This is a genomic window from Bosea sp. F3-2 (assembly GCF_008253865.1).
GTDB lineage: Bacteria > Pseudomonadota > Alphaproteobacteria > Rhizobiales > Beijerinckiaceae > Allobosea.
In genome coordinates, this window is sequence record NZ_CP042331.1 from 3,978,145 (window position 1) to 3,991,653 (window position 13,509).

At 67.4% G+C, this 13,509-nt stretch carries 9 protein-coding genes; 6 read left to right on the top strand and 3 right to left on the bottom strand.

All coding sequences use genetic code 11. The features are described 5' to 3' along the window. Positions 1 to 11: 11 nt before the first annotated feature. Positions 12 to 902, bottom strand: coding sequence for a tetratricopeptide repeat protein (locus FQV39_RS18260; protein ID WP_187639979.1), 891 nt, complete (start codon positions 900 to 902; stop codon positions 12 to 14). Between the two features lie 126 nt (positions 903 to 1,028). Between FQV39_RS18260 and FQV39_RS18265 the strand changes: the two genes are divergently transcribed. From FQV39_RS18265 to FQV39_RS18275, 3 genes are all read left to right on the top strand, one after another. Then, complete coding sequence (locus FQV39_RS18265) at positions 1,029 to 2,411, top strand: leucyl aminopeptidase family protein (protein ID WP_210251115.1); 1,383 nt, start codon at positions 1,029 to 1,031, stop codon at positions 2,409 to 2,411. 80 nt (positions 2,412 to 2,491) lie between these two features. Further along, positions 2,492 to 2,845: a MarR family winged helix-turn-helix transcriptional regulator gene (locus FQV39_RS18270; RefSeq protein WP_149131585.1), complete on the top strand. Its 354-nt coding sequence runs from the start codon at positions 2,492 to 2,494 to the stop codon at positions 2,843 to 2,845. Between the two features lie 41 nt (positions 2,846 to 2,886). Continuing rightward, entirely contained in the window at positions 2,887 to 3,741 is an 855-nt protein-coding gene (locus FQV39_RS18275; RefSeq protein WP_149131586.1) for a C40 family peptidase, read from the top strand. A 186-nt stretch (positions 3,742 to 3,927) separates the two neighbouring features. Here the strand turns inward: FQV39_RS18275 and mutS are convergent, their stop codons facing one another. Further along, on the bottom strand, positions 3,928 to 6,648 hold the full coding sequence (gene mutS, locus FQV39_RS18280; protein ID WP_149131587.1) for a DNA mismatch repair protein MutS: 2,721 nt from the start codon (positions 6,646 to 6,648) through the stop codon (positions 3,928 to 3,930). 103 nt (positions 6,649 to 6,751) lie between these two features. Between mutS and FQV39_RS18285 the strand changes: the two genes are divergently transcribed. From FQV39_RS18285 to FQV39_RS18295, 3 genes are all read left to right on the top strand, one after another. Then, a complete protein-coding gene (locus tag FQV39_RS18285; RefSeq protein ID WP_149131588.1) occupies positions 6,752 to 8,578 on the top strand; it encodes a methyl-accepting chemotaxis protein in 1,827 nt (608 codons plus the stop codon). Positions 8,579 to 8,706: 128 nt separating this feature from the next. Beyond that, positions 8,707 to 10,992: an NADP-dependent malic enzyme gene (locus FQV39_RS18290; protein ID WP_149131589.1), complete on the top strand. Its 2,286-nt coding sequence runs from the start codon at positions 8,707 to 8,709 to the stop codon at positions 10,990 to 10,992. A gap of 675 nt (positions 10,993 to 11,667) precedes the next feature. After that, a complete protein-coding gene (locus tag FQV39_RS18295) occupies positions 11,668 to 12,615 on the top strand; it encodes a lysylphosphatidylglycerol synthase domain-containing protein (RefSeq protein WP_248313061.1) in 948 nt (315 codons plus the stop codon). 111 nt (positions 12,616 to 12,726) lie between these two features. Here FQV39_RS18295 and FQV39_RS18300 read toward each other — a convergent pair whose 3' ends face one another. After that, entirely contained in the window at positions 12,727 to 13,473 is a 747-nt protein-coding gene (locus FQV39_RS18300) for a hypothetical protein (RefSeq protein ID WP_149131591.1), read from the bottom strand. Positions 13,474 to 13,509: the final 36 nt, after the last annotated feature.

Below are 13,509 nucleotides of genomic sequence, written 5' to 3' on the forward strand. Positions count from 1 at the left end.
TCGCAGCTGAGTCAGCCGCGACGATCCGGATCGGCCGCGCCGTCCGGAGCCTGTGCCAGCGGAGGCTTGGCGGCGGGCTGCGCCCGGCCCTTCGTGCCCTTCAGCAGGTCCCAGCTGTTCTGCTGGCTGACGCTGCGCTTGAGATAGGCGATCGTCGCAGCGGCTTCGGCCGGGCTCTGGTCACGCCGGGCCATGGCTTCGGCCTCGGCAAAACGGCCCTGAAGCCCGAGCACGAGAACCAGATTCTGGCGTACGCGGATGTCGGCCCCCTGCGAGGCAGCCGCCTCGGTGAGAACCCGCTCCGCTTCCGGCAAACGACGGGACAAGGCGAGCGACAAGCCGTAGTTGGACATGATCGTCGGCTCGCCCGGGGCTAGCTTCAGAGCGGCCTGGTAGATCTGCTGAGCCCTCTCATGCTCGCCAAGCTGATCGGCGACGGTTCCCTGCGCCGAAAGGATGCGCCAATCCGGCCGCTCCGGCGAATGGGCGCGGGAGAGCACGTCGTCCGCTTCCCGCAACCGCCCGTTATCGGCAAGCGAGCGGCCATAGGCCCCCAGCAGCTCGCGGTCGTCCTGGAAGGTCAGGACGGCGTTCTGGAGCACGGCCAGCGCCTGCGCATTCTGATCGAGAGCCCGCAGCGCCCGGGCGTAGGCAAAGGCGGCATTGCGGTCCTTCGGATTGGCCTCGTAGCGCTTCGCCCAGTTGTCGCGTTCGGCCTGCCAATCTGCCGCGGTGCGCGGCTGCGCCGCCGAGCTGCGCCCAATCGAACCCGTGACGTCGCCCAGGCCGCCGCGGCTCTGGCAACCTGCAAGGGCAAGTGCTCCGAGGCAGACAGCGATCGTCAATCCAAGGCGGTGTGCACGGAAAATCGACAGGTCGGAGGCGAGCTTCGTTCGAATCATGGGCCGGATCGCCTCGCGACAACGTCGTCTGACTGGGTTCCTCTGGTCGTTCGGTGATAAAGCGTTAACCCTAATGCATCCTTAATCCCGACACCCGCCGCTGTCTCAGAACCGATCGACCGACCCGTGAACAGTCTTCTGCTTCCCACCTCCGACGCTGCTGTCCCGATTCACGTGGTTTCTTCCGAGACCTGGCCAACCTTGCAGGCGCGGCTTTCACCTGCCCATCGCAACTTCGCCCTCGCGCAAGGCTTCGCGGCCGGCACCGGCCAGCATTGCTTCCTTCCGGATTCACAAGGGGCACTCGCGGCCGTTCTTCTGGGTGTCGAAACCGCGCAGCGGCAGCGCGATCCCTTTGCACCGGCGCGGCTGTCGACCCAGCTGCCGGCGGGCGACTATGCGCTCGAAGGCGAGATCGACGATCCGGACCTCGCTGCGCTCGGCTGGCTGCTGCAGGGTTATCGCTTCGACCGCTACCGCAAGCCGAAGCCGCCGCGCGCGCGCCTGTCGCTACCGGACGGCGTCGACGGCCAGGAGATCAGCCTGATCGCTGAATCGGCCGCGCTGGCGCGCGATCTCATCAACACGCCGGCCAATGCGCTGGGACCGGGCGAGATCGAAGCGGCGATCCGTGGGCTCGCCGCCGAATGCGGTGCGACGGTCACCAGCATCGTCGGAGACGAGCTGATCAACCGAAACTTCCCGATGATCCATGCGGTCGGTCGCGCCTCGACGCGGGCGCCGCGGCTCGTCGATCTGGTCTGGGGCGACCCGGCCCATCCCAAGGTCACGCTGATCGGCAAGGGCGTCGCCTTCGACACAGGCGGGCTCAACCTCAAGCCCGACGCCTCGATGCTCCTGATGAAGAAGGATATGGGCGGTGCGGCGGCCGCGATCGCGGCAGCGCGGATGATCATGCTCGCGAAGTTGCCGGTGCGGCTGCGGCTCCTGGTGCCGGCGGTGGAGAACGCGATTTCAGGCAATGCCTTCCGGCCCGGCGATGTGCTGGCGAGCCGCAAGGGGTTCTCGGTCGAGATCAGCAACACCGACGCCGAAGGCCGGCTGATCCTGGCCGATGCGTTGACGCTCGCCGACGAGGAGATGCCGGAGCTGCTGATCGATTTCGCCACGCTGACCGGCGCGGCGCGCACAGCGCTCGGGCCGGAACTGCCGCCGTTCTACACCCATGACGAAGGGCTCGCCGCGGAAATCGCGCGGATCGGCATGGTGGTGAACGATCCGGTCTGGCGGATGCCGCTCTGGCGACCCTATGACGGCTTCCTCGATTCCAAGATCGCCGATGTAAACCATGTCTCCAGCGGCGGCATGGCCGGCTCGGTAACGGCGGCGCTCTTCCTCAACCGCTTCGTCGAGAAGACGGAATCCTATGCGCATTTCGACATCTACGCCTGGAACCCCTCGCCCAAGCCGGGACGGCCCGAGGGCGGCGAATGCCAGGGCGCGCGGCTGATTCATGCGCTGGTGAAGCAGCTCTACCCAGCCGGTTAAGGCTGATCGGCGAAGGCGATTGCACAGCCGCCGGCACAGGATAATGATACGGACCCGTAACGATCGGGAACCGTACCTTCATGCCCTTGGAGATCAGGCCTTCGCAGGCGCTCAGACTGTGGCGGCAAGTGCATCTCGACCTGGTCCGGGACAGCGAAGCCGATCTCTCGGCGCGCCAGACGGCGATCCTGCTCACGGTCTACCTCGAACTGCCGCCGCATACCGTGCGGGGGCTGGCGAAGCAGCTCGGCGTGACCAAGCCGGTGATCACGCGCGCGCTCGATACGCTCGGCAAGCTCGGGCTCCTGACGCGCAAGCGCGACGAGGCCGACCGCCGCAACGTCGTGATCCAGCGCACCGTCGCCGGTGCGCTCGCTGTCGAGAGGCTGGCCGATCTGGTGACGGAGCACGCCAAGGAGATCGGCGGAAGCTGACGGCTCTCCCAGCACGAGCCTCGCCGCGCTAGATTGCCCCCATGACGATTCTCGACCGCCGCATCCATGCCTTTCGCCCCGATCTCGCCGCGCGCCATCTGGCCGGGCAGGTCGAGGCCGCCCGCTTCGCCGATGCGCAGCCGATGCGCGTCGTTGTTCCCTCGGCGCCACTACGGCGCGAGCCGCGCCCGGACGCATCGCTCGATACCGAAGCGCTCGCGGGCGAGCTGGTTCAAGTCTACGAGCGCGAGGAGGGCTGGGCCTGGGTCCAGCTCGCCGCGGACGGTTATGTCGGCTACCTGCCTGACGACGCGTTGCGCCCCGACCAGCCGGTGCCGACGCACCGTGTCGCGGGACTCAGGACCTTCGTCTATCCGGGCCCCTCGATCAAACTGCCGCCGCTTGCGTCGCTGTCGCTGAATGCAGGCGTTGCCGTGGTGGAGGAGAAGGGCGATTTCGCCATCCTCGCCGATGGCGGACATGTTTTCCTGAAGCATCTCGCCCCGGCCGACCGCTTCGAAGCCGATTTCGTCGCAGTCGCCGAGCGTTTCCTCGGCGTGCCCTATCTCTGGGGCGGCAAGACCAGCCTCGGCCTCGACTGCTCAGGGCTGACACAACTTGCCCTCGCCGCGGCCGGCATCGCCTCCCCGCGCGATTCCGACATGCTGGAGGCCGCCCTCGGCAGCGCCGTTCCCTTCGGCGAGAGCCTATCCGGGCTTGAGCGCGGCGATCTGATCTTCTGGAAGGGCCATGTCGGCATCCTGACCGATCCGGAAACGCTCCTGCATGCCAACGGCTACACGATGACGGTGCATCGCGAGCCCCTCAAGGAAGCGCGCGACCGCATCCGCGACAACAGCTTCGGCGCAATCACCAGCATCAAGCGGCTGGAGTAACGTCATCAACACATCGAAAACGCGCTGTCATTCCGGGCGCAGCGAGGCGGAGACCCGGAATCCATGCCGGAGCGCTCACGATTCAAGTTCAGGCATGGATCCCGGATCGGCGCTGCTTCGCAGCTTGTCCGGGATGACGGAGCGTTTGCCTGCGGCCATGTCCCGAAGGTCGCCGCAGCCTGAACCTCAAGCCAGCCCCTTCAGCCGATAGAGCGCTTCCAGCGCCTCGCGCGGAGTCATCTCGTCCGGGGCGATCCCGGCCAGCGCCTCGCGCAGGCCGTCCGGCTCGTTTTCGACCGCGACCGGCGCCGGGCGCCGCAGCGGCGCAGCGAAGAGCGGGAGATCATCGACCAGCGAGGCGACCGGCTTCTCGCGCTCGGTCTTCTCCAGCTCGCCGAGGATGGCGCGGGCACGCTCGACCACGGCCGGCGGCAGGCCGGCGAGCTTGGCGACCTGGATGCCGTAGGAGCGATCGGCCGCGCCCGGCACGACCTCGTGCAGGAAGACGACCTCGCCCTTCCATTCGGTGACGCGGACGGTGGCGTTGGCGACGCGGTCGAGCCGGTCTCCGAGCGCCGTCAGCTCGTGGTAATGCGTGGCGAACAGGCTGCGGCAGCGGTTGATCTCGTGCAGATGCTCGATCGCGGCCCAGGCGATGGAGAGGCCGTCGAAGGTCGCGGTGCCCCGCCCGATCTCGTCGAGGATCACGAGCGCGCGCGGGCCGGCCTGATTCAGGATCGCAGCAGTCTCGACCATCTCGACCATGAAGGTCGAACGGCCGCGTGCGAGATCGTCAGCGGCGCCGACGCGCGAGAACAGCCGGTCGACGATGCCGATATGGGCCCGTGCGGCGGGCACGAAAGAGCCCATCTGGGCCAGCACGGCGATCAGCGCATTCTGGCGCAGGAAGGTCGATTTACCGGCCATGTTCGGGCCGGTGATCAGGCAGATGCGGCCGCCTTTCGCGTCAGTGTCGGGCGGCGACAATTCGGTGTCGTTGGCGACGAAGGGCTTGCCATCGCGCTTCAGCGCCGCCTCGACCACCGGATGGCGGCCACGCTCGATGGTGAAGGCAACGCCATCATCGATCTGCGGGCGGCTCCAGCCCTCGCGGGTGGCGAGATCGGCGAGAGCCGCGGCGACATCGAGCTCGGCCAAGGCCAGGGCAGCGGCCTTGATCGGCTCGGCCTGAGCCAGCACCGCCTCGCTGAGCCCAGCAAAGACAGAGAGTTCGAGCTTGAGCGCCCGATCGGCCGCAGAGGCGATCTTGGCCTCGAGTTCGCCGAGTTCGACCGAGGAGAAGCGCATCGCATCGGACATGGTCTGGCGGTGCACAAAGGTCGCGCGCCAGGGCTCCTTCAGGAACTCCTCGCCCGTCGCCTGCGGCACTTCGACGAAGTAGCCGAGCATGGCGTTGTGCTTGATCCGCAGCGTGCGGCAGCCGGTCTCGGCGGCATAGCGCGCCTGCAGCTGGGCGATGACCTTGCGCGAATCGATCTGCAGCAAGCGCAGTTCGTCGAGCGCCGGATCATGCCCCTCGCGTACGAAGCGGCCATCGCGACGATTGAGCGGCAGTTCGTCGGCCAATGCGGCGTTGAGGCGGACCGGCAGATCGGGATCGCTCTCGCCCAGCGCCCGCATCGCGCGGGCCAGCTCGGCGGGCAATTCGCCGCGCCGGACGAGCAGGGCGGCGATCGCGCGGGCGGCGTCGAGCCCGGCGCCGAGCGCGGCGAGGTCGCGTGGGCCGCCGCGATCGAGCGAGAGCCGCGCCAGCGCGCGCGCAACGTCCGGCACCTTCTCCAGCGCCTGCTGCAGATCCTCGCGCAGGGCACCGTCCGCCGCCAGGAATTCAACCGCGTCGTGGCGCGCCGCGATCGAAGCCGGATCGGTCAAGGGGCCGGCGAGGCGCTCGGCCAGCAGCCGCGCTCCGCCCGGCGTCACCGTGCGGTCGATCGTGGCCAGCAGGCTGCCGGGGCGCTCGCCCCCGAGCGTGCGCGTCAATTCGAGATTGGCGCGGGTAGCCGCGTCGATCAGCATCGTCGCCGAGCCTGAATCGCGCACCGGGGCCGACAAAGGCGGGCGCGCGCCGAGCTGGGTGCGCTCGACATAGGCCAGTGCCGCGCCGGCCGCCGCGATCTCGGCGCGGCTGAAAGCACCGAAGGCATCGAGCGTGGCGACGCCGAAGAACTCCTTCAGGCGTCGCTCGGCCGAGGCCGCATCGAGTCCGTCGCGAGCCAGCGGCGTCACCGGCACCGCAATCTCGCGCCAGAACTCCTTGAGTTCCGGGTCGTCATGGATCGCGTCGGGGCAGACGATCTCGCGCGGCTCCAGACGCGAAAACTCGATGGCGAGCCGCTCCTGCGGCGTCTCCATCACCGTGAAGCGACCGGTCGAGATGTCGATCGCCGCGAGACCGTAGAGAGAGGCCGCCTCCCCCGTCTTGCGACGCGCGACCGCGACGAGGAGGCTCGCGCGGCCCGGCTCGAGCAGCCGCTCCTCGGTAATGGTTCCGGGGGTAACGAGGCGGACAACATCACGCTTCACCACCGATTTGGCGCCGCGCTTCTTCGCCTCGGCCGGATCCTCGGTCTGCTCGCAGACGGCGACGCGGTGGCCGGCGGCGATCAGGCGCTGGAGATAATCGTCGGCGCGCTCCACGGGGACGCCGCACATCGGGATGTCGTCGCCCTGATGCTTGCCGCGCTTGGTCAGCACGATGCCGAGCGTGCGCGAGGCGATCTCGGCATCCTTGAAGAAGAGTTCGTAGAAATCCCCCATCCGGTAGAACAGCAGGCAATCCGGATTCGCCGCCTTGATCTCGATATACTGCGCCATCATCGGCGTGACGCGCTCGGCGGCGGCCGGCGCGGCGGAAAGGGCGGCTTCGGAGGGGGAGCTGTGACGCATCGGCCGGCACGCTAGCAAAAACCGGCGCCAAGACCATCCGTTAGGACGGCTTTCAACAATTGAAAGCAAGGTCCGCTGGCCGAAACGGCCGAAGGTCCCGACATTGCTGCTGATCAATCTCGCCGAAAGCCTGTTCTTCCTGCTTCTGGCGGGGCTGCTCCTCACCGTCGCCATGCCCCAGATCGGGGAACGATCCTGGCTGCGGCAGGTGATCGTCGGCGTGCTGTTCGCCACCGGCGCGCTGATCAGCATGGGCAACCCCTTCGAGATGATGCCCGGCCTCGTCGTCGATTCGCGCAACAGCTTCGCCGTCCTGGCCGGCCCGATCGGCGGTCCCGGCGCCGCCGTGCTGACGGCCGTGCCGCTCGTCGTGATGCGCTACATCACGGGTGGTGTCGGCATGGTCACGGGCATTACTGGCATCGTGGCCCGCGCCGTCATCGGGGTCGCCTACGCGATCTGGCTGACCCGGCGCAGACGGCCGCTCGGCGTCGGCGATCTCGCCGCCCTCAGCCTGATCGACGCACTCTGCCTGCTCGCCTCTGTGGGCTTTATTCCAGGAGAAGCCGGGCAGCGCTTCCTGCGCGAGGCCGTGCCGATCATGATCTTCGTCGGAACGGTCGGCATTTTCCTGACCGGAATCGTCGTCATCAACGATCGCGACAGGCGCGAAACCGCCTACCGGCTGCGGACGCTGATCGACCGGGCGCCCGGAACGCTCTACCAGCGGATCGTCACGCCAGACGGGATGATGACCTACCGGTTCGCTTCCTTCGCCATCGACAAGCTGCTGGGCATCACCAAGGAGCAGGTCGAGCGCGATCCCGACGTCTGGCTCGGCAAGCTCGTCGCCGAAGACCGCATCCGTTTCGAGCAATTGCGGCGGGAGCAGCAGGAAAACGAGACGCTCTGGCGCTTCGAGGGCCGCTACCACGCTCCGGACGGCGGTGTCGTCTGGCTGCGCAGCGAATCGACCAAGCGCCGGCTCGCCGACGGAACCCTGGTCTGGGACGGCATCCTGCTCGACATCACCGCCGAGAAGACACTGGAAGCGCGCCGCGCCGAAATCGAGACGCTGCGCAAGACCGCGCTCGACGAACTCGCCGGCGATCTGGAACGCACGGTCGGCAAGGCGCTCGCCGACGTCGGGGCCTCGATGCGCGGCATGCACGCCGCCGCCAGCCAGATGGTGGAAAGCGCCAGCAAGACGACCCTGCGCGCCGAAGGCGTGACCCGGGAGGCGGAAAGCGCATCGCAGCGGGTCGGCAGCGTCGCAACCGCGGCGGAAGAGATCGAAGCCTCGATCCGGGAACTCACCCGCCAGACCAGCCATGCCGACGAGACGGTGCGCGCGGCCGCCAGCTATGTCCGCAGCACGCGAAGCGACGTCACCGGGCTGACGGAGGCGGCCGACAAGGTTCGCACCGTGCTCGATTTCATCGAGGAGATCGCGGCCCGCACCAACCTTCTGGCACTGAACGCCACGATCGAGGCTGCGCGCGCAGGCGCTGCCGGACGCGGCTTCGCCGTCGTGGCGAGCGAGGTCAAGACACTGGCGGAGCAGACCCAGAAGGCGACGCGCGACATCGCCGAAACGCTGGCCGACATCCGCGGTGCGGCCGCGACCGCCGTCGAGGCCGTGGCGCATATCGAAGGCACGATGACGACGATCGAGCAGACATCCGGCGCGATCGCCTCCGTCGTCTGCCGCCAGGCCGACATCGCCTCGACCATTGCCGCCGATGCACAGGCCGTCGCTCTCAGCGCCGACGCCGTTACCGCCAATGTCAGCGCGGTCGGCGCCGAGGTGCGCGTCACCGGCGACGCCGCCATCGGCGTGGCGGACGCCGCCCGCAAGGTCGACGAGCAGGCTGAAGCGCTCGACCGCTATGTCGGGGATTTCGTCCGCAGCGTGCGCAACCGCCTGTAGCCTCCGACGCCGCGGTCATTCCTCCGTTATCCGGCAAGAGTTCTGTGGGACTATAACGACTTGTGGTCTCGTGGCGCGCGGCCGTATGGTCGGTTCCCCCGAGGAAACGCTCAAGAAAAGACGCTTCGATGAACGACCGTCCGACGAACAAGAGAACTCGCCCGACCTTCACGGACCAGGAAGCCCTGTTGTTCCATTCGCAGGGACGGCCGGGCAAGCTGGAAATCGTTCCGACCAAGCCGATGGCGACGCAGCGGGATCTGTCGTTGGCCTATTCGCCGGGCGTGGCCGTGCCGGTCCTGGCGATCGCGGAGGATCCGTCGCGCGCCTACGACTACACCACGCGCTCGAACCTCGTCGCCGTGATCTCGAACGGCACCGCCATCCTCGGCCTCGGCAATCTCGGCGCGCTCGCCTCGAAGCCGGTGATGGAGGGCAAATCCGTCCTGTTCAAGCGCTTCGCCGACATCGACTCGATCGACCTCGAGGTCGACACCGAGGACCCGGAGAAGTTCATCGATGCCGTGCGTTATCTCGGCCCATCCTTCGGCGGCATCAATCTCGAGGATATCAAGGCACCCGAGTGCTTCATCATCGAGCAGCGCCTGCGCGAGCTGATGGACATCCCGGTTTTCCATGACGACCAGCACGGCACCGCAATCATCGCCGCCGCCGGCCTGATCAACGCGCTCGACCTGACCGAGCGCGACATCAAGTCGACCAAGCTCGTCATCAATGGCGCCGGCGCGGCCGCCATCGCCTGCATCGAGCTCTTGAAGGCGATGGGCTTCAAGCCCGACAACGTCATCCTCTGCGACACCAAGGGCGTGATCTACCAAGGCCGCACCGAGGGCATGAACCAGTGGAAGTCGGCCCATGCCGCCGTCACCGATCGGCGCACGCTGGCGCAGGCCCTGGAAGGGGCCGACGCCTTCTTCGGCCTGTCGCAAAAGGGCGCCGTGACGCCCGAGATGGTCGCCGCGATGGCGCCGAACCCGATCATCTTCGCCATGGCCAATCCCGATCCGGAGATCACACCGGAGGAGGTCCACGCCATCCGCGACGACGCGATCATGGCGACGGGCCGCTCGGACTATCCAAACCAGGTCAACAACGTCCTCGGCTTTCCCTTCATCTTCCGCGGCGCGCTCGACGTGCGCGCCACCACCATCAACATGGAGATGAAGATCGCCGCCGCAGAGTCGCTGGCGGCGCTCGCCCGCGAGGACGTGCCGGACGAAGTCGCCGCCGCCTATCAGGGCGCGCGCCCGCGCTATGGCAAGGACTACATCATCCCCGTGCCGTTCGATCCGCGCCTGATCCAGGTCGTGCCGGCGGCGGTGGCGAAGGCGGCGATGGAATCCGGCGTCGCCGGCAAGCCGATCGTCGATATGCCGGGCTACAAGGCGCAGCTCTCCGCCCGGCGCGACCCGATCGCCGGCACACTCAACCGCATCTTCGAGCGGGTGAAGCGCTATCCGAAGCGCGTCGTCTTTGCCGAGGGCGAGGAGGAGCAGGTCATCCGCGCCGCGGCATCCTTCGTCAACCAGGAGCTGGGCCAGGCCATCCTCGTCGGCCGTGAGGAGCGGATCTACGAGACCGCGACCTTCCTCGGCGTCGATCTCGAGGCCAGGGGCATCTCGATCCAGAACGCTCGGCTCTCCCACCGCAACAGCGCCTATGCGCAATATCTCTACGAGCGGCTGCAGCGGCAGGGCTATCTCTTCCGCGACTGCCAGCGCCTGATCAACCAGGACCGCAACCATTTCGCCGCGGCGATGGTGGCGCTCGGCGATGCCGACGCGATGGTGACGGGCGTGACCCGCAACTATTCGATCGCGCTGGAGGAGGTCCGCCGCGTCATCGACGAGAAGCCCGGCCACCGCGTGATCGGCGTCTCGATCGTGATCTCGCGCGACCGCACCGTACTCGTCGCCGACACCGCGATCACCGAGATGCCGACGGCTCAGGCGCTCTCCGAGATCGCGATCGAGGCGGCCGGCGTCGGCCGCAGGCTCGGCTATGAGCCGAAGGTGGCGATGCTCGCCTTCTCGACCTTCGGCCACCCGGCCGGCGAACGCTCCGAAAAGGTGCGCGAGGCGGTGGCGATCCTCGACAACCAGCGCGTCGATTTCGAGTATGACGGCGAGATGGCGGCGGATGTCGCGCTCAACCGCGAGACCATGAGCCAGTATCCGTTCTGCCGCCTGTCGGGCCCGGCGAACGTGCTGATTATGCCGGCCTTCCACTCGGCCTCGATCTCGACCAAGCTGCTGCAGGAGCTCGGCGGCGCGACCGTGATCGGTCCGCTGATCGTCGGCCTCGACAAGCCCGTGCAGATCGTGCCGCTCGGCGCCAAGGACTCCGACATCGTCAACATGGCGGCGCTCGCCGCCTTCAACATCGGCGGCTGAGGCAGGCAACTCCGGGGCGGCACGCCGCCCCGGTTCAGTTCATTCTTATCCCGTAGCTGGGGCGCCTGCTGATTTTCCACGGCTGTCCGGTTTGCATCGCGCTGGCGGGTGCCGGGGCGGGCTCCTCCCTTCCCCCTTGTGGGGAAGGGTAAGGGGATGGGGGTGGCTCTGCTTGGTGAGCGTTGAACCCAGTCGTTCGACCCCCACCCCTGCCCCTCCCCACAAGGGGGAGGGGTTCCCCGCACCTGTCATCTCCGTCGCCGTTCTATGGAAAGCCTTCGATCCATCGTGCTTTCCAAGACAGCCCTCAAAACGAACCGGACAACCGTGGGCTTAACCCGAGCATCTCCAAACCTTTTCCGTCATTCCGGGCGACCGAAGGAAGACCCGGAATCCATCGTAGGGCGTTGCGCTTTATGATGGATTCCGGATCGGCGCTGCGGAGTTTATCCTTGGGCCAATCGAAGATCGGACCCGAGGGCTCCGGCCGGGATGACACGCGCTTCCGTGTAAAATCAGCCAGGGCTCATTCGCCGCAGCGGCTTGTGCATCGCTGCCAACGCGTTATCTCTCGGGCCGAGGCGCAGCCGCGCCCTCTCCTCCCACGCGCCGCTGCAGATCCGCGGTGTCGCGCAACCCAGAGAGCGCATGTCGTTCGGCCCGCACGAGCCAGGAATGCCCCTGCGCAAGCGCAGTCGCTGGTGGTGGCTCGGCCCGCTGGCGAGCACCATCATCTTCGGTGCCTCGCTCGTCGTGCTCTGGCACATCATCAGCCAGATGGAACCGGGCCAGCTCGCCGGCGCCTTCGCCAATGCCAGCCTGCGTCAGCTCGGGCTCGCGGCCGGCTTCACGGCGCTGAGCTATCTCCTGCTGACGGGATATGATGCGCTGGCCCTGCGCCGGCTCGGGCTCTCGATTGCCTACCGCACGACGGCGCTGGCGTCCTTCACCAGTTATTCGGTTTCCTTCACGCTCGGCTTCCCGATCGTGACCGGCGGCACGGTGCGCTACTGGATCTATTCACCGAAGGGCGTGCGGGCTTCGGAGGTCGCGAGTCTGACGGTGATCGCGGGCATCACCTTCTGGCTCGGTCTCGGCGCCATTCTCTGCGCCAGCCTGGTCTATTCGGCGGATTCGGTCGCGATGCTGGCGCGGACCTCGCCGCTCGTCGTCCAGATCGCCGGTGGCCTCATCGGGCTCGGCATCATCGGCTACCTGATCTGGATCGCGACGGACGAGCGCAGCCTGCGCGTGCGGGGCTGGAACCTGCATCTGCCGGGTCTCGGCACCACGCTCGGCCAGATGGCGCTCGGCGCCTGCGAGGTCAGCGCGGCGGCAGCCGTGCTCTTCGTCCTGCTGCCCGGTGGCTACAATCTCGACTATCCGACCTTCCTGGCTGCCTATATCTTCGCCTGCCTGATCGGCATCGCCAGCCATGCGCCGGGCGGACTCGGCGTGTTCGAGGCGACGATGCTGGTCGCGCTTAACCGCCTCCCCTATGAGCACGTGCTCGGCGCGCTGCTGATCTTCCGCGTGATCTACTACGTCCTGCCCTTCATCCTGGCGCTGGCGATGCTGGCGCTGAACGAGATCATCCGCCGGATCCGCCGCCACGAGCCATAGGGCCGGCGCCTAGAGCATTTCCGCGCTTCTTCGAATCGCGGAAATGCTCTAGGTCTTTGTTTTGTCGCATTTTCTTTACGCGAACCGGTGTCCACTTCGCTCGAAAATGCTCTATTTCACCGCGATGATTATCATCATGAAAGCGAGGAGCAGCAGGAGCAGCTTGAAGCTCCAGTTGATCTTGCGCAGCTGTTCGGCGCTGCTCTCCGGCCAATCCTCGTCCGCCTCGTGATCCGCAGCGGCGTGCGGCACCGGCATGGTCTCGGCAAGCAGCTCGGGCCGGGCCTGCGGCATCCACTCGATGCTGTCGATGAAGCCGCGGGCCGGGACAACGGCCTTCCCGTCGCTTCCCGGCGCGAGATACCAGCCGAGCGGGCTCGCATCGGGCAGGTCGCGGTCTTCCTCCCGTACCCAGAGGCTCGTCGTCGCGCTGAGCGAGACCTCCTGCGCGAGCCCCCTGAGCATGTCCGCCTTGAGCGCCTCGAACACGGACGGAGCCAGAAACGCATCGGCGAAGGGCATCTCGGATCCGCCCTCCTCGCGATAGCCGAGCATCAGCAGGAGCCGCGGCTGTTCGCTCGATGCCGACAGCGGACGCAAGGTGAGGCCGATCGCTTCGGCCTCGCCATCGAAGCCGGCGCGCCGCAACGCGCCATCCGCCACATGGGCCTCGGCAAGGATGCGCTGCGCGTCCTCGAGGCGCCCGTCACGGCTCTCGAAGCCGCCGATGAGGCGAAGCTCCGCGGCCTTCAGCCGGAAGCGCCGGGCCGAGCCCTGGATATAGCGGGCCGATAGGCCCTCGATCGCCATCCGCCCGTCGCCGAGGGATACGCTGCGCAGCGCCGATGATTCGTTCATGCTCCCGTCCCGTTTCGCGGCGAGGATAGCAGTTCG